The organism is Nocardiopsis yanglingensis (assembly GCF_045809185.1).
Lineage (GTDB): Bacteria > Pseudomonadota > Gammaproteobacteria > Xanthomonadales > Xanthomonadaceae > Stenotrophomonas > Stenotrophomonas yanglingensis.
Genome location: NZ_JBJNRH010000007.1, coordinates 6,106 through 22,872 on the forward strand (window position 1 = coordinate 6,106; position 16,767 = coordinate 22,872).

General features: G+C 68.0%; 14 protein-coding genes. 4 read left to right on the forward strand and 10 right to left on the reverse strand.

Features of this window, described 5'->3' with window-relative positions:
* Window positions 1–1,252 (forward strand): benzoate/H(+) symporter BenE family transporter (locus ACJ7C5_RS11365; RefSeq protein ID WP_412703941.1); only part of this gene is annotated, 1,252 nt, incomplete at its 5' end.
* Between the two features lie 6 nt (window positions 1,253–1,258).
* Here ACJ7C5_RS11365 and ACJ7C5_RS11370 read toward each other — a convergent pair.
* The 5 genes from ACJ7C5_RS11370 to egtB all read right to left on the reverse strand — a co-directional run bounded on the left by ACJ7C5_RS11370 (window position 1,259) and on the right by egtB (window position 6,585).
* The gene (locus tag ACJ7C5_RS11370) at window positions 1,259–2,032 is read right to left on the reverse strand and encodes a DUF2628 domain-containing protein (protein WP_412703942.1); all 774 of its coding nucleotides are present in this window, start codon (window positions 2,030–2,032) and stop codon (window positions 1,259–1,261) included.
* Between the two features lie 50 nt (window positions 2,033–2,082).
* A complete protein-coding gene (locus ACJ7C5_RS11375) occupies window positions 2,083–2,949 on the reverse strand; it encodes a D-hexose-6-phosphate mutarotase (protein WP_097048071.1) in 867 nt (288 codons plus the stop codon).
* 40 nt (window positions 2,950–2,989) lie between these two features.
* Window positions 2,990–4,258: a lytic murein transglycosylase gene (locus ACJ7C5_RS11380; protein WP_097048072.1), complete on the reverse strand. Its 1,269-nt coding sequence runs from the start codon at window positions 4,256–4,258 to the stop codon at window positions 2,990–2,992.
* A gap of 84 nt (window positions 4,259–4,342) precedes the next feature.
* A complete protein-coding gene (gene egtD / locus ACJ7C5_RS11385) occupies window positions 4,343–5,317 on the reverse strand; it encodes an L-histidine N(alpha)-methyltransferase (RefSeq protein ID WP_097048073.1) in 975 nt (324 codons plus the stop codon).
* Window positions 5,314–6,585, reverse strand: coding sequence for an ergothioneine biosynthesis protein EgtB (gene egtB, locus ACJ7C5_RS11390; protein ID WP_412703943.1), 1,272 nt, complete (start codon window positions 6,583–6,585; stop codon window positions 5,314–5,316). Before egtB ends, egtD begins: the two co-directional genes overlap by 4 nt.
* A 150-nt stretch (window positions 6,586–6,735) precedes the next feature.
* Between egtB and ACJ7C5_RS11395 the strand changes: the two genes are divergently transcribed.
* A complete protein-coding gene (locus ACJ7C5_RS11395; RefSeq protein ID WP_412703944.1) occupies window positions 6,736–8,016 on the forward strand; it encodes a GGDEF domain-containing protein in 1,281 nt (426 codons plus the stop codon).
* 3 nt (window positions 8,017–8,019) lie between these two features.
* Here ACJ7C5_RS11395 and ACJ7C5_RS11400 read toward each other — a convergent pair whose 3' ends face one another.
* The gene (locus ACJ7C5_RS11400) at window positions 8,020–8,412 is read right to left on the reverse strand and encodes a YchJ family protein (protein ID WP_097048076.1); all 393 of its coding nucleotides are present in this window, start codon (window positions 8,410–8,412) and stop codon (window positions 8,020–8,022) included.
* 101 nt (window positions 8,413–8,513) lie between these two features.
* On the opposite strand from ACJ7C5_RS11400, the gene ACJ7C5_RS11405 reads away from it, so the two are divergent.
* Entirely contained in the window at window positions 8,514–9,293 is a 780-nt protein-coding gene (locus ACJ7C5_RS11405; protein ID WP_014039007.1) for a sulfite exporter TauE/SafE family protein, read from the forward strand.
* 96 nt (window positions 9,294–9,389) lie between these two features.
* Here the strand turns inward: ACJ7C5_RS11405 and ACJ7C5_RS11410 are convergent, their stop codons facing one another.
* The 4 genes from ACJ7C5_RS11410 to folE form a co-directional block, all read right to left on the reverse strand.
* Window positions 9,390–12,770, reverse strand: a complete 3,381-nt coding sequence (locus ACJ7C5_RS11410) for an ATP-binding protein (protein WP_412703945.1) — start codon at window positions 12,768–12,770, stop codon at window positions 9,390–9,392.
* 16 nt (window positions 12,771–12,786) lie between these two features.
* Window positions 12,787–13,488 (reverse strand): DUF4194 domain-containing protein, encoded by a 702-nt coding sequence (locus tag ACJ7C5_RS11415; RefSeq protein ID WP_087924080.1) that lies wholly within the window; start codon window positions 13,486–13,488, stop codon window positions 12,787–12,789.
* Window positions 13,475–14,944 (reverse strand): DUF3375 domain-containing protein, encoded by a 1,470-nt coding sequence (locus ACJ7C5_RS11420; protein ID WP_107433750.1) that lies wholly within the window; start codon window positions 14,942–14,944, stop codon window positions 13,475–13,477. The genes ACJ7C5_RS11415 and ACJ7C5_RS11420 overlap by 14 nt, the downstream gene beginning before the upstream one ends.
* 112 nt (window positions 14,945–15,056) lie before the next feature.
* On the reverse strand, window positions 15,057–15,668 hold the full coding sequence (folE, locus tag ACJ7C5_RS11425; protein ID WP_004141296.1) for a GTP cyclohydrolase I FolE: 612 nt from the start codon (window positions 15,666–15,668) through the stop codon (window positions 15,057–15,059).
* Window positions 15,669–16,270: 602 nt separating this feature from the next.
* On the opposite strand from folE, the gene ACJ7C5_RS11430 reads away from it, so the two are divergent.
* Window positions 16,271–16,726 carry a MarR family winged helix-turn-helix transcriptional regulator gene (locus ACJ7C5_RS11430; RefSeq protein ID WP_094001792.1) on the forward strand — a complete coding sequence of 152 codons (456 nt, stop codon included), beginning with the start codon at window positions 16,271–16,273 and terminating at the stop codon, window positions 16,724–16,726.
* Window positions 16,727–16,767 lie beyond the last annotated feature (41 nt).

The following is a 16,767-nucleotide window of genomic DNA, read 5'->3' on the forward strand; positions in this document are numbered from 1 at the left end:
CGCGCGTTGCGCGGTCAACGCCACAAGGGCTATCAATGCACGGATGCACAGTGGAGAGACGGCAATGAACATGCAGGTGCGGCAAGCGTGGTGGCGCGACCTTTCAGTACCGGCCCTCGTTGCCGGCTTCATTACTGTGTTGGTCGGCTTCGCCAGTTCGGCCGTCATCGTGTTCCAGGCTGCGCAAGCCGTCGGTGCCAACCAGGCACAGATCGCCTCATGGATGTGGGCACTGGGTCTGGGCATGGGTGTGACCTGCATCGGGCTGTCGCTGCGCTATCGCGTGCCAGTGGTGACCGCGTGGTCGACACCGGGCGCGGCGATGCTGGTGGTCGGTGCCGGTGGCGCCTCGCTTGCTGAAGCCACCGGTGCATTCCTGCTCGCCGCGGTGCTGGGCATGCTGGCAGGCTTCTCCGGCATCTTCGCCCGGTTGATGCAGCGGGTGCCGATGGCGCTGGCCGCCGGCATGCTGGCCGGGGTGCTGCTGCGCTTCGGTCTGGACGTGTTCGTGGCCATGAACACCCAACTGGTACTGGCGCTGGCAATGTTCGCCACCTGGCTGGCCGGACGCCGCCTGTTCCCGCGCTATGCGGTCATCGCCACCCTGCTGGTCGGCATCGCGGTGGCGGCCAGCCGTGGCCTGCTGCACGCACAGCAGGTGCAGCTGCAACTGGCGGTACCGCAATGGGTGACCCCATCCCTGTCCTGGACTGCAGTGGCTGGCATCGCCCTGCCCCTGTTCGTGGTCACCATGGCCTCGCAGAACATTCCGGGCGTGGCAGTGATGCGGGCATCCGGCTACGACGCCCCGGTGTCGCCGCTGATTGGCTGGATCGGTGTGGTCAATACGCTGCTGGCACCGTTCGGTGCGTACGCGCTGAACCTGGCGGCAATCACCGCTGCGATCTGCATGGGCCGCGATGCGCATGAGGACCCGGCACGGCGCTATACCGCCGCCATGGCGGCAGGTGCCTTCTACATCGTGATCGGACTGTTCGGTGCCACCGTGGCCGCACTGTTCGCCGCCTTCCCGAAGGAGCTGGTGGCCTGCGTGGCCGGTATCGCGCTGTTCGGCACCATCGCCAACAGTCTGGCCAGTGCGCTGGCGGTGGAGCGGGACCGCGAGGCGGCACTGGTCACCTTCCTGGTCACCGCCTCGGGCGTCTCACTGGCCGGCATCGGCTCGGCCTTCTGGGGCCTGGTGGCCGGTGCGCTGTGCCTGCTGGTGCTGCGGCCCCGTCAGGGACGCTGACCCGCCCTACCCCGCCAATGCGGCGCCGACGGTACTCAGCGCCAGCGCGATGACGATGGCGATCAGTGTGGCGACCACGCTGGTGCCGCCGCGCGCGGTCAGCTCGCTGCGCAGCCGTGCGTCATCGCCGCCGGTGACGGCACGGGCCTGGGCGATCAGGCGCTGGCAGTGTGCCAGGTACCAGCTGTTGCCAAAGATGCCGGTGATGATGCTGAGCGCGAAGGTGATGATCAGTGACAAGCCATCCGGCACATCCAGCAAGGTCTCCACCACGCTGATCAGCAGCAGCAGGCCAGCCCACATCGCCGCCAGGCGGTACATCTTGCGGTACATCATCCAGATCAGGCCGAGCAGGAAGGCCGGCCAGTGCCAGGTGCCACTGCCCGTGGCAATGCCCTGATCCAGCCGCCAGCGCTGGCGATAGATCGGGAAGTTGCCGCCGACCACGCTGGCGTACAAGGCCATCTCGCCCTCCAGCCCGGCAGCCGCAGCCACATCCGGTGCAGCGACCGGCGCACGATAGGGATCAGACGGATCGCCGACACTCGGCGCGACGCCCTCAACCGCAGGGGCTGCGTCGATATCCGGGACCGGAGCCACCTCGATGGGCGTGGACGCCTGCTCCAGTTCCGCCAACGGCCGCCATGAGGGCATGCCTTCGCACCAGAGCAGCGTGCGCGCCGTAACCGTCCCTTCCTGCTGCAGCTGGCGAAGACCGGCCAGATCCACCGGCCCACTGCTCTGCCTGCCATTGGCGTACCACCATTGTGCTTCCTGCATGTTTTCCATCCTTGCTACCTGCATCGACAAACTGAAACCACCGCCAGCGCCTACAGCGCGGTACTGGCCAGGGTCTGCACCAGCTGATGGCGCGCACCTGGCGCAAGCGTAATCTGCTCCGGGCCTGCGTTGGCCACTTCCAGGCAAACGTAATCGTGCCAGCCATCGCCGACATCGGCCATCCTGGCTGCGGCCTCGGCACCGGGATTCCAGGCCACGAGCGTCTGGCTGCCTTCGCTGCGGATCTCGATCCGCCGCTGCAGTACGGGATCACGCAGCACGTAATGGCCGCCGGCACCGGTATAGATGCGATCGCTGCGACCGGGGTCACGCGGATCGCGCAATGACCACGGTCCCTGTTGCAGGCGCAGCTGCGCATAGTCCTCGTACTTGTCCAGGTATTGCAGGCCATCAAGGCCCTCGACCTCGACCTGGTTGGCATCGCCCACCCGGAAATAGCTGTGCAGGGCCTGGGTGAAGGTCACCGCCGAGGTTCCGGTGTTCTCGGTGACGAGCTGCTGGCGCAGCTGGCGGCCGATGCGCAACTGCATCTGCAGGCGCAGGCCGGGATCGGCGCAGGGTGCAGGTGCCAACTGCAGTTCGACCTCACCGTCATCGTTCTGGCTGGCCTGCAGAAGCTCCCAGCGCGCGGTGCGCACCAGGCCATGCGCGGGCACATCATTGTTCTGGCCCTGGCGGCCGAACCACGGCCAGCACACCGGGACGCCACCGCGGATGGGCGTGGGCAGCTCGGCGCGCGTCGGCGAAAGCCACAGTACATCAGGCTGCCCATCGGGAATGAACGACAGCAGCTGGCCACCAAACACACTGACGACCGCCGTGGCGTTGGCGGTTCGCACCTGCCAGGCCTGCAGGCCGTGATACAGGCCGGTGCTGATGTCCGGATTCGACTGCATGCGATGACGCTCCTTGAAGACCGCGGCGATGATGTCGTGGTCAACGTGTCGCCGGCAAGGCCTTCTGCCCAGCGGGTGCGATGGCGGCCGCCTCTTCCTGCAGCGTGCGCAGGATGCGCTGGCCGGCGCGGCCGTCCACCTCGCTCCAGCCCAGGCGCTGCTGCTCGGTCTGGATCGCGCGACGGGTGGCGGTACCGATCATGCCGTCGGCGGCACCGATGTCGTGGCCACGGGCCAGCAGCAGGGTCTGCAGTTGGCGGCGCTCATCGCGGCCCAGGCCCGGGTCGTCGGTCGGCCAGGCGGTGGCCAGCCCGTTGCCGCCACGCAGTTGGTCAGCCAGCGTCGCGATCGCCAGCGCATAGCTTTCAGCGGCGTTGTAGCTGTAGATCGCGTCGTAATTGCGGAACACCAGCAATGCCGGGCCCTTGATGCCGGCCGGCAGCAGCAGCGCGGCGCGCGCATCCGCCGGCAGGTTGGCCGGAGCCAGCGCGCTGCCATCCAGCGCGGTCACGCCCTGCGCACGCCAGTCGGCCAGGGCACGACGCTGGGTGCGCCCGGCCTGGCTGGCGTTGAAGCCGGCAGGAACGCGAACTTCCATGCCCCACGGCTCGCCGCTGCGCCAGCCGGCGCGCTTGAGGTAGTTGGCGGTGGACGCCAGCGCATCGGGAATGCTGCCGACCAGATCGCGGCGGCCATCGCCATCACCGTCCACGGCGATGCGTGCGTAGGTGCTGGGCATGAACTGCGTATGCCCGAAGGCACCGGCCCAGGAACCGGTGAGCCCCTGTGCCTGCAGGTCTCCACGGTCGATCAGCTTGAGCAGCGCCAGCAGTTCACCGCGGAAGAAGGATTGGCGACGGCCGGCGCAGGACAGCGTGGCCAGTGACTGCAGCAGCGGGCGCTTGCCGAACACGCGGCCGTAGTCGCTCTCCACGCCCCAGACCGCAACGATGGTGGCCGGATCGACGCCGTACTGCGCCGACACCCGATCGAGCAGGTCGCGATGCTGCTGCAGCATGGCGCGACCATCAGCCACGCGCTGACGATCGACCAGCGCAGCCAGGTAGTCCCAGATCGGCGTGGTGAATTCCGGCTGCGCGTCGAGCAGGCCGAGCACGCTGGGGTCCGGGGTGAGCCCGGCGGTGATTTCATTGAAGCGGTCGGCGCTGATGCCCTGGCTGGCGGCCGTGGCCTGCAGGCCCGCCAGGCAGCGGCCGAAGGCCGGATCGACGGTGGCATCCGGTGCTGCAGGCAGCGCGGGGGGCGAGGCGAGAGCGGCCGCCAGGCCGAGCGTGGTCAGAATGGGCATGGCGTCCTCCGTGTTGCCGTTGCACGGCCATCTTAGGGGTAGCGGTACTGCTGAACCTGAAGGGGTACCGGCTGGCCGTCCGCCCTAGATGGCACGCAGCAGGCGCAGGCCGTAGGCGGGACTGTCGGCATTCCAGCGCTGCGTGACCTGCAGTCCCGCCTGCTGCAGCAGCGCCTCGAAGCTGTCGTCGGTGTACTTGTGGCTGTACTCCACACGGATCGGTTCGTCGGCGGCAAAGTGGAAGGTGCGGCCGTCCAGATGCACATCCTGCGCCCAGCGGCTGACCAGATCGGTTTCGATGCGCAGCCGCGCGGTGCTGTAGCAGGCACGGTGGTGGAAGCCGTCGAGGTCGAAGTCGCTGCCGATCTCGCGATTGAGCCGGGCCAGCAGGTTGAGAGTGAACGCGGCGGTTACGCCCTGCGCGTCGTTGTAGGCCGCTTCGATCAGTGCCGGGTCCTTGTGCAGATCGATGCCGACCAGGGCCAGGCCGTCGCGGCCCATCGTCTGGCGCATCGCCCGCAGCAGTGCGACCGCGTCTTCGCCTTCAAAGTTGCCCAGCGTGGAACCGGGGAAGAACAGCAGCCGTCGCGCGGGTTCGCGCTCGGGCATGGGAACGGCGACCGGGCGGGTGAAGTCGGCACAGACCGGCAGCATCTCCACCTCCGGCAACGCCGGCGCCAGATGATCGATGCTGGACAGCAGCGCGGCCCGCGAGATTTCAATCGGCGTATAGGCCACCGGGTCGTGAAGTGCGGCCAGCAGCAGCGCGGTCTTGCGTCCGCTGCCGCTGCCCAGCTCCACCACGTGCAGACGCGGGCCCACGCTGCGGGCGATGTCCGGCAGCACACGCTTCAGCAGGGCCAGCTCGGTGCGCGTGGGGTAGTACTCGGGGGTCTGGGTGATCTGCTCGAACAGGCGCGAGCCACGCGCATCGTAGAAGTACTTGGACGGCAGCTGGCGCGGCGTACGTGAGAGTCCGGCCACTACGTCGGAGAGGATCTGCTGCCGCCCGGGGGTGAGATCGGTCAATGCCTGCAGCGCGTCATGCACGGTGCTCATGTGAGGTCCCTGGCCAGGCGCAGCCCGGAGAACTGCCAGCGCGCCGGCGGCATGAAGAAGTTGCGGTAGCTGGCGCGCACATGGCCGCGGGGTGTCGCGCAGCTGCCGCCACGCAGCACCCACTGCCCGCACATGAACTTGCCGTTGTACTCACCGAGGTTGCCGGCGAAGGGTCGAAAACCGGGATAGGCACCGTAGGCACTGTGGGTCCATTCCCATACATCGCCGAACAGCTGCCGCATTCCACTGCCCTGCGCTGCTTGCGGGTGCAGCCGATCGTCATCGGCGAAATGGCCGCGCAGCGGCTGCGACGCGGCAGCGGCTTCCCACTCGTACTCGCTGGGCAGGCGCGCGCCGGCCCAGCGGGCGCAGGCGTCAGCTTCGTAGTAGCTGAGGTGGCAGACCGGCGCATTCGGATCCAGTTCGCGCCAACCACCCAGGGTGTACTCGCGCTGCAGGGCGTCGTCCCAGTACAGCGGGTGCTGCCAGCCCTCGGCTTCGCGCAGCGCCCAGCCTTCACTGAGCCACCAGCGCGGTTCACGGTAGCCGCCGGCGTCGATGAAGGCGCGGTACTCGGCATTGCTGACGGGACGATCGGCCAGTGCGTGCGCGGGGAGCAGCACGCGATGCGCTGGCGATTCGTTGTCGTAGGCGAAGGCGGTGTGCTGCGGCCAGGCTGCGGCGCCGACGGTGACGATGCGCTCGGGTGATTCGATCCAGCCCTGCGCAGTGGCGCTGCTTGCGGCGGGTTGCAGGTCTTCGCGATACGGCGGCTGCAGTGGATTGCACCACAACGCATGCTTGATGTCGGTGAGCAGCAGTTCCTGGTGCTGCTGTTCGTGCTGCAGGCCCAACTGCAGGTGCTGCAGTGCCTGCTCATCAAGATCGCCTGTCGCCAGCCGCGATTGCACCTGTGCATCGACCTGCTGGCGGTAGTCGCGCACCTGCTGCAACGAGGGCCGCGACAGCAGGCCACGCTGCGGCCGCGCATGCGCCGGCCCGATGCTCTTGTAGTAGCTGTTGAACAGGTAATCCCAGGCCGGGTCATGCGCTGGCGCGGTGGCGAAGCCCGCCAGCACGAAGCGTTCGAAGAACCAGGTGGTGTGGGCCAGGTGCCATTTGCTCGGGCTGGCGTCGGCCATGCTCTGCAGCATGGCGTCCTCGGCGCTGAGCGGCGCGGCCAGTTGCATGCTGCGCGCACGCACCCGTGCGAACTGGTGGGCGAGATCGTGCTGCGGGGCAGCGACGGCGGCTGGTACGCTGTCCATGTGGGCAGCATCGGCGCTGGACGGTGAGTGCGATGTCATGGTTCGGCGTCACTTTTTTCACATGGGTAAGCCTCCCGCATTCAAGATGCAGGCACGAACGCCGCTAACGGCAATGCTGCGGCCGCGTCGTCACCGCGCTGGAATTCCTGCTTGCCCCTGCATCCGCTCCGCCAGCCTGCGCATTACCTGTTCGTGCTGCCCGCCCTGCTGGTTGCCGTGGTGGTATGGACCGCATTGGATACCGCAGACGTGACCAGCCCGGCGCAGCGCGTCCTGCCGTGGCTGCTGGCCTGCCTCGGTGCCGGTCTGGCCCTGCTCTACCACCAGGTGCGCACGTTGTGCCTGCTGCTGGTGGTGGCGGTGATGTTCGCGCTGCTGCACCAGGACGTCGCTGGCTACCTGCGCAGTGGCCATGTCGCCACGCTGACGCCGCTGCGCTTCCACGCCATCTCGGCGTGGTTGCCGCTGTTGTTCGCCGGGCTGGCGTTGTGGCCGGAGCGCGGGCGGCGCCGCCAGGACCTGCTGTTGCGTTCCGTCGCCAGCGGAACGGCACTGCTGATCTTTCTGCTGCTGGCCTCGCAGCAGCCTAGCGGCATGCACGATCTGCTGTCGAACCGTCACTGGGCGTGGATCCCGGCCGACTGGAACGCGCTGGCGCAGCTGCCGGCGCTGCTGTTCCTGCTGGCGACCGCCGCGTTGGGTTGGCACGCCTGGCGGCATCCGCGGCCACTGCACACGGCAATGCTGCTGGCCCTGCTGTGCCTGTGGTGGATGCTGCCACGGGTATTCCTGCAGCCGGTGCTGTTGCCGGCGTTGAGCAGCGCCGCCCTGCTGCTGATGCTGGGTGCGATGCTGCAGGAGTCCTTCCACATGGCCTTCCGCGACGAGCTGACCGGCCTGCCGGGGCGCCGCGCGTTCAACGAGACCCTGCAGCGGGCACGCGGCACCTACAGCATCGCGATGGTGGACGTGGACCACTTCAAATCGTTCAACGACACCCATGGCCACGATACCGGCGACGACGTGCTGCGCCTGGTGGCCTCGCGGCTGGCACGGGTAGGCGATGGTGGTCGTGCGTTCCGCTATGGCGGCGAGGAGTTCGCGGTGGTGTTCCTGGACCGCCCGGCAGTGGCCTGCGTCGATGCCGTGGAAGCATTGCGGCAAAGCATCGAGGACACCCGCATGCAACTGCGCGACCGCAGCACCCGCAGCCGCGATGACGAAGCCGGCCGCCAGCAGCGTGGACGCGGTGGCAGCGGCCAGGTGGTACAGGTGACGGTGAGCATCGGGCTGGCCGACAGCCGCGTGGATCCGCGCCCGATGGCGGTGGTCAAGGCCGCCGACCAGGCGCTGTACGTGGCCAAGGACGGGGGTCGCAACCAGGTGCACGCACATGCCGGCCAGCGCGTGCTGGCCGTGCGTGGCGGCTGAGGCTCAGACCGCGTCGAGGTAGTACCAGCGGCCGTCGATGCGCTGGAAGCGGCTGTGTTCGGTCATCTTGACCGCACTGCCGCCGCCGATGCGATAGCGCGCGGTGAAGCGGACGTCGGCGCTGTCGGTACCGGTGACGGTGTACTCGTGTACGGTCAGGCCCAGCCAATGGGTGCGCTGGCCGGGCGCATCATCCAGCGACAACTCGGCCGGACGCGTGTCCGGATGCCAGGTCTGGCGCAGGTAGTCAGCCAGGCCCCGCACATACGCGCTGTAGCGCGACCGCATCAGATGCTCGGCATCCGGCGCGGCTTCACCGGCATGGAAACGGCCACAGCAGGCGGCATAGTCGGCGGGAAGGCCACAGGGGCAGGGATCGGCGGGTTTTCGGCTCATATCGGCATTGTCGCCGGGTTGCACGGATTGATCCACGTACGGCACGGGTCGCCGGTAGAGGACAGGCGTATGCTGTCGCGCCCCCACCTTGATTGATCGCCGTGCTGGAACTGGTTCCCCCTGAGTTGTGGTGGCTGGTGGTGATCGCCTTCATCGCCGGCCTTGTGGATGCCGCCGTGGGTGGCGGCGGCCTGGTACAGCTGCCTGGCCTGTTCACGGTGCTGCCGCAGCAGACGCCGGCGATGCTGTTTGGTACCAACAAGTTCAGTTCGATGTTCGGCACAGGTGCGGCGGCCTGGCGCTATGCGCGCAACGTGCGCTTCCCGTGGAAGCCGGTACTGTTCGCGGCCGGCACGGCCTTCATTTTCTCCTTCGCCGGCGCCACGGCGGTGAGCCTGCTGCCCAAGGATGCGGTGCGCCCACTGGTGCTGGTGCTGCTGATCGCGATGCTGGCCTACACGCTGTGGAAGAAGGACTTCGGCGCGCTGCACCGTCCGCAGGAGATCGGTCGCCGCGAGCTGGTGATCGCGCTGGCGATCGGTGCGGCGATCGGCTTCTACGACGGCTTCTTCGGGCCGGGTACGGGCAGCTTCCTGATCTTCCTGTTCGTGCGCTTCTTCGGCCTGGATTTCCTGCGCGCGTCGGCCGCGTCGAAGGTGGTGAACCTGGCGACCAATGTTGCAGCGATCTCGTTCTTCGTGCCAACCGGCAACATCCTGTGGCTGTTCGCGCTGCCGATGGCGGCGGCCAACATCATCGGTTCGGTGGTGGGCACGCGGCTGGCGCTGAAGGGCGGTACGCCGTTCATCCGTAAGCTGTTCGTGGGGCTGGTGGTGGTGCTGATCGCGCGGATGGCGTGGGATACGTTCCGCGGAGCGTGAACGCGGTTGCCGGCCAGCGGCCGGCACTACCGGGTCATGAACCCCGCCCATGGGTAGTGCCGGCCGCAGGCCGGCAATCCCAATCAACCGGCCGGCTCAGGCCTCCGCTTCTTCCGGTTCGTTGGCCTGCTGGCGGCTGCGCTCGGGCAGCTTCAGGCGCTTGCCTTCTTCGTCGTACTCGATCAGCAGCACGCCGGAGTCGTGGCGGCCGCTGATTTCGACGAAGCAGGCACCGCCGATGAACGGCTCCAGCGTCATCACCGACTTCAGCGGGGTGGCGACCACCATCTGGAAGCCGAAGTTGTCGAAGATGTTCATCGCCAGTGCGGTGAACTCGTTGTCGGCCTTGTCGAAGGCTTCGTCGAGCACGACCGCGGCGTAGCTGGGCAGCTGGCTGTCGGCACCGCCGAGCTGGTAGCGCAGTGCCGCCGCCAGGCAGGTGGTGGCCAGTTTCTGGCGCTGGCCGCCGGACTTGCCGGCACCGCTGCGGTAGATCTCGACCTGCTGGCGCGTTTCTGCATCCAGCTCGACGCCGATGAACTCCACGTGCATGCGCACGTCCAGCACCAGCTCGCGCCAGCGCTTGTCCTCACCTTCCTGCGAACCGAGGCGATTGACCAACTGGCGCAGCACGGTGAACTGCGATTCGGCCAGCTCCCGCTGCTCGGTCTGCTGCTGCGACAGCACCTCGCGCAGCTGCAGGTGGAACTCGCCGACTTCCGGCAGGCGGCGGTCGCTCAGTTCGATGGTCAGCAGCGTGCCACGGTTGAACGGCACCTGCTCCAGGCTGGCGTTCACTTCGTCCAGGCGCTGGCCGATCGACTTGCGGGCCTCTGCACTGTGGCGCTGCAGGGCCAGCAGGTTGTTCTTGCTCTGGTTCTGCAGCAGATCGAAGAAGCGCTCTTCGTGCTGCGGCAGGCCGTCGCGCTCCAGGCGTTCGAGGCGGGCGAGGAAGTCCTCGGCCGAGGCCACCGATACAGTGAAGTCGCCCGATTCCTCCGGCCACTGCTGGATGAAGCGACGGAAGCAACCGATCAGCTGGTTCTCGATGCGGTTGAGGTCCTGCTGCGAGGACGACAGCTGTTCGTTCAGCGCGTTGCTGACCTGGCGCATGTGCGCTTCCAGCGTTTCCAGGCTGAGCGGGCCCTGCTCCTGCAGGCGCTCGGCCAGCCCGGCTTCCTGCTCCTGGGCCAGGCTCGGCAGCACCAGCGCACGGCTCTGCTGGCGGGCGCGGTCGAGGCGATCACGTTCCTTGACCAGCTGGCCACGCTCGACGCGGACGTCTTCATAGGTGCGGCGGGATTGTTCGATGTCTGCGCGCACGGCGTCGATCTGCTTGGCCAGCTTGGCGAGATCGGCATTGCCTTCGCGCAGGTCGCGCAGGGTCGCTTCGATATCGCTCAGGCGCTGCTGCGGGGCAGCGATGTCGATCTCGTTCCAGCTGATGCTGACCAGTTCGTGGCAGGCCAGGCGGCGCTCGTTGTCGCGGTCGCGCTGGCCGCGCAGGCGTGCGATGTCGGTCTCGCAGCTGGCGATGCGCTTGGCCAGTTCCTGTGCTTCGCGCTCGAAGGCGCCCACCTTGTCGTGGTTGTTGAAGCCAAGGATCCAGCGACGGCGGTCGCCCACCGCACTGCGGTCGTCCTTCTCGAAGCGGTCACCGGGATGCTTGACCTGGCCTTCGCGGGTGATGCCACGGTCGACGTTGCGCAGCTGCTTGGCATCCACGCACTCGTAGTCGAAGCGCTTGCCAAGCTCACGGCGCAGCCAGCTTTCGAACACGTGCTCGCGCAGTTCCAGCTTGTGCAGCAGCGACTTCGCCGACGGCTCGCGCGCGAACGCATCATCGTTGCGGCGCACCCGGTAATAGGTGAAGCGCATGCCCAGGTGGGTGCGGTTCACCCACTCGGCGACGTCGTTGTAGTGCTTGTCATCGACCAGCAGCGACAGCGCGAAGCCACCCAGCACACGTTCGATGGCGCCCTGCCAGCCCTGCTCTTCCGAGCGGACCTGGATCAGCTCGCCGACGAAGGGCAGCGCCGCTTCGGCGATGCCGGTCTCCTCGGCCAGGCGCGCGCGCAGCTTCTGCATCGGCGCCGGGATGTTGGAGGGCGTGCGCTGCATCGCTTCGAGCTCGCTGCGCACTTCACCGAAGCGGCGCTCGTCGTCGCGCTTGCCACCGAGGCGATCGCTGATCGCGTCGTCCAGGGCAGCCGAGGCACGCTGGCGGTCCTGCAGTTCGTTCTGCGCACGCTCGACCAGCTCGGCGAAGCCATGGGCGTCGTCGGGCAGTTCGGCCTGCAGCTGCTGTGCCGCTTCCTGGGCCTGGTCACGCTTGGCCTTGCGGCGGTCGCGCTCGGCTTCGGCGCGGCCCTGCTCGCGCTCCAGTTCCTCGATGCGCTCTCCGCCCTGCTGGCGGCGCTGCAGTTCCAGTTCGGCCAGACGCTCGGTGTGGTTGTCGAGCGCGGCGCGGCGCTGGGCCTCTTCGCCGAGCAGGCCACGGTCACGCACGTCCATCTCGCGCAGGCGCGCTTCGATCAGCGCCTGGCGGCGGCTTTCGCGGAAGCTGTCGACGCCGAGCTTCAGTGCTTCGTCGTCGCCGCGCTGGCGGTGCATTTCCTTCAGGTCGTTGTAGTAGGCGCGTGCCGGCAGCAGGATTTCCACCTGGCGGCGGGCAGTGACCACGGCCTGGTGCGCGCCATCCAGCTCGGCGAAGTCGCTGACCAGGCGCTCGGCGGCGTCGAAGGTCTTCGGCGTGTCGAGCATGAAGTCGCGCAGGAAGACGTTGAGGTCGCCCAGGTTCTTCGCCGACTGCGTCTTGTGCAGCAGGCGCAGTGCCATTTCGTTGTCGATGCCGAGCAGGTCGCGGAAGCGCTCGGCGTAGCCGGAGAAGGTGTCGAAGTGATGCAGGTCGGACAGCTTCTGCTTGAGCTTGCGCAGGTCCAGGTCGAAGCCGCCGAGGTCCTTGGCGATGTCGAACGGGCGCTCGGCGATCATGTAGTGCTTGCGCACGTCGCCGGCCGAGGTGCCGTTGCCGGAGATCCACAGCAGGCGCACCAGGCTGACCACGCGGCCGTCGCCAGCGCGGTATTCCAGCACCAGTGCAGTCCAGGTCGCACCCTTGCGCAGGTACTGCGTAGCGATTTCGCCGGTGCCGCTGTCCTGCTGGTCGGCCCACGCGCCACGCACATAGGACACCAGGTTGCGGTCGCGCCCACTGCGCTCGGCTTCACGCGCGGCGGCGTTGAAGTCGACGATGGCCGGTGGCGTCAGCAGCGCTGACATGGCATCGAGCAGGGTCGACTTGCCCGAGCCGGAACGGCCAACGAACAGGAAGCCGCGCTCGGCGATCGGCACTTCGGTCAGGCCGTTGAAGGTGCCCCAGTTGTGCACCTGCAGGCGGCGCATGCGGAACTGCTGCAGGCGCGGGTCCGGCAGGCCTTCGTTGAACAGGGCGGGAGTGTGCTTGGAGATAGCCATGCGATGGTCGGGTCTCTCAGGCCTCGGCGGCCGGGGTTTCGCGCAGCTGGCGGTACACCGCCGAAAGCTGGGACACGTCTTCGGCGGAGAACAGCAGCTTCAGTGCCGGCGAGACTTCGTGGCGGTCTTCCTGGCCGCTGAGGCGGGTCAGGATGTGGTTGTCCTTCATCTTCTGCACCGCCGAAGCAACGCGGCGGTTGAAGCCGGCGCGGTCGGTGGACAGGTTCTTCTCGTAGATGGCCAGCGCTTCGGCCATCTCGGCGTCGGCGACCACCGCGCGGTTGCCGCGCGCATCGGCCTCGGCCAGCTGCTGGCGCAGGTACAGCAGCAGCACCGAATCGATGAAGGTCAGCGGCGAGGTGCGCAGCAGCACCGGCGCATCAACGTCTTCGGTATCGGCCTGGCGGGTGAACGCCACGCCGCTGTCACGGTCCAGCACCAGTTCCAGGAACAGGTCGGCCAGCGCCGAACGGATGGCCGCCTCGCTGCGGATCAGCGCCGGCCACAGCTTGGCGTGGCGCAGCTGGTCGATGCTGGGGCCGATCAGCAGCTGGCACAGCGCGCGGCGTGCATCCAGCGGCAGGCGCCCGGTATCGCCGAGGTAGTACACGTCGTTGCCACGGCGGGGCTGCGCCACGGCCGCCACCGGTTCGGCTTCGTAGGCGTCTTCCGCCACGTCGGCCTGCGGTGCGTCGATGGGATCTTCATGCCAGCTCATGGCGTCTCTCCTGGGTGAACCAAACCAGCGGGATGCGGGCGCGACGGATCTGGCCGTCGCCACCACGCCATTGCGCAAGCTCCTGCTCGCCGGCGACCACGTTGCCGAAGCGCGTGCCCAGCGACAGGTAGCCGATGACGCTGCCAAGGCCCTGCGGCGCCTCGCGCTGCGACAGGGCCTGGGCGATGCTGAGCCGCGGCTGTGCATCGAGCAGGTCGTGCAGGTCGCGGCGCAGGGTGCGGAAGTCGATTTCAGATGAAGCGACCAGGTCGCCCACGCTCTCCAGGCTGATCGCGGCTGCGTCGTTGTACTCGACGTTGCCATCGACCTGGGCGCTGCGCGGATCGTGAAGCCTCCACTGCGACCACGAGCGCAGGCGGCTGGTGGTCAGCTGCAGGTCGCGGCCAATGCCACGCTGCGCGGGGAACTCGTCGCGCAGCGCCAGCGCTTCGGACTGCGCCTGCTTCAGCAGCTGGTTGAGGCGGCGCTGTTCCAGGTAGCCACGGCTCTGCACGAAGCCGCGCAGGCTGCGCGCGAAGTTCTGCAGCACGTCGTGCACCTGGCCACCGCGCTCGAGCATGGTGCTGGTGAAGCCGCGCAGGAAGTTGCGTTCGTTGCGGTCCAGGCGGCGGGCGAAGCCACGCGCCAGCACCGCTTCCAGTGCAGCATCGAGCTGGGCGCTCTGTTCGGCGTCGTTGAGCAGGCGCCAGAAGGCCTGGAAGCTGCGCCCGGCATCACTCTCGCCGATCACGTCCACGCCTTCGAACAGCTGCGACAGCACATCGCCGCGTTCGCCCTCGTCGTCGATGATGCGTTCGCGGAAATCGCGGTTGAGCTGCTCGAAGTCGTCGCGCACGCGGCGGAAGTCCTCGGTCAGCTCGTCGGCCAGGCCGATGATCTGGCGCGCACGTTCCAGCGCGCGCTTGCCGTCCAGGGCGATCACGCGGCCGGCGCCGACGCGGGCGATCTCGGCGTCGATGCGGTCACGCTCGTCGCGCAGCGCGGACAGGCGCGCGTCCGGATCGGATTCGGTCTGTGCGGCCAGCTGCGAGAGCTGTTCGATGACCAGCGCCAGGCGGCTTTCGGTGGCGGCCACGCGGGCCTGCTCCAGGCCATCGGCGAAGCGGATGGCCTGCAGCGCCGCGGTCGACAGTTCGTACTGCTCCTGGTCGGCACCTTCGGGCAGGCGGCGTTCGAGCCAGCCCTGGGCCAGCCAGTGCGCGATGTAGGCCTGCGCGGTACGCGGCAGGTCGCGCGACAGTTCGTCGCCGTTGAGCTGGTCCAGCGCGCGCTGCAGGCGCTCGTTGAGCACCGACGACGACAGCGTGCGCTCGCCGTCCATCAGCAGCCCCTGCAGCAGGCCGATGATTTCCGGAGCGTGGTCGGCGGCGAGCAGCTTCCACTGGGGCTGTTCGCGCAGATGGCGGTAACGGGAGATGCGTTCGCGGTGCTTCATGCAGCGAAAGAGGTCTGTTGGGCTGACAGGGACGAGCCGCCACGCACGGCTGCCGCGCGGGCAGCCGTGGGCATGCCGGCCCGCAGCGGCCGGCGGGGTGCGGGCAAGCGGCTCAGCGCTTGCCGCCCACTTCGATGAAGCGCAGGAACTCGGCGCGGGTACGCGCGTCGTCGCGGAAGCTGCCCAGCATCTTCGAGGTGACCATGCTGACGCCGCGCTTGTGGATGCCGCGGGTGGTCATGCATTCGTGGGCGCCTTCGACGACCACGCCGACACCGATCGGCTGCAGCACATCCTGGATGCACTGGGCGATCTGCGCGGTCATCTTCTCCTGCACCTGGAAACGGCGGGCGTAGGCTTCGACGACGCGGGCCAGCTTGCTGATGCCCACCACCTTGCCGGCCGGCAGGTAGCCGACGTGCACGCGGCCGATGATCGGCGCCATGTGGTGTTCGCAGTGGCTTTCGTACTCGATGTCGCGCAGGACGATCAGTTCGTCGTAGCCGGCCACTTCCTCGAAGGTCCGCTCCATGTAGGCGCGGGGGTCGTCGCGGTAACCGCTGAACCAGTCGCCATAGGCTTCGGCGACGCGGCGGGGGGTATCCAGCAGGCCTTCACGGGACGGGTCCTCACCGGCCCAGCGCAGCAGGGTGCGCACGGCATCCTCGGCCTGGTCCTGGGTCACGTCGCCCTGCGGGGCGGCCTTTTCGTTGTTCTTGCTCATTGCGTACAGCGTCCCGAACGGGGGGCGAGCATCGTACCCGACCGGGGGGGGGGTCGTCCTGTTGGGACGGTTCATCGGGGGGTTCTTGCGGCGCGTGCTTGCTATCGGTCTGGAGCGGGAGAGAGGGCTGCGCAGGACACGCCGTAAACCCGTCCATGGGGGCTCGATGGCGCCATCCATGGCGCCAACGGTCCTGCGCAGCCCCCTCTCCCCCTCCCTGACGGTTTCCTGCGGGCGCGGCCGGACCACCCGAAAGCGGGGTCAAAAGCTGGGGTTCATGGCTTCGGAAGCGGCCCGCCACCGCCCTGGTAGGTGTGGACCGTTGGTCCGCACTGCTTTTGCTCCCGCTCTTGATTTTAAAGAGCCAACCCACCGCGCCCGCGGGGTGATGGGAGGGCAGCGGGGGCCGGGCGGGGCAGGACCGTCCGCGGCATGGATGCCGCGGCCGAGCCTACAGGGACGTACTTGCGGCGTGTCCTGCACCGTCCGGCCTCCGCAGCCCCACCCGACACCAGGCAGGCGCAACGCTTTCCTCACTACACCCGCCCATTCAGAAAAACCCATTGATAGGAATGAAATTAGTAGTATCCTATCTATCTCTTATGGACCGACCCCTCGACGAGCGCACCGTGCTGCAGATGCAGCTCAGCTCCGGCCTGCTGTACGCAGGGCGGCAGTGGCAGCGCCTGGCCGACAGCCGGCTCGGCAGCTACGGCATCTCCACCGCCTGCACCATGCCGCTGCTGATGATCGGCCGCTCCGGCGGTGGCATCCGCCAGGTGGCGCTGGCCCAGCAGCTGGGCATGGAGGGTCCTTCCCTGGTCCGCCTGCTGGACAAGCTGTGCGCCAGCGACCTGGTCCGCCGCGAGAGCGACGCCAGCGACCGCCGCGCCAACCTGCTGTGGCTGACCGACACGGGACACGCGCTGGTCAGCGAGCTGGAAGACCAGTTGATCGGCCTGCGCCAGGACGTGTTCGGCGAGCTTTCCATGGATGAACTGCACGCCGTGCTGAAGGCATGGCGCCTGCTGGCCGAGGCTGCCGACCGCATCACGTAAGACCGCTGCCCCCGAATACCGCCGCTGCCGTGCACACGCCA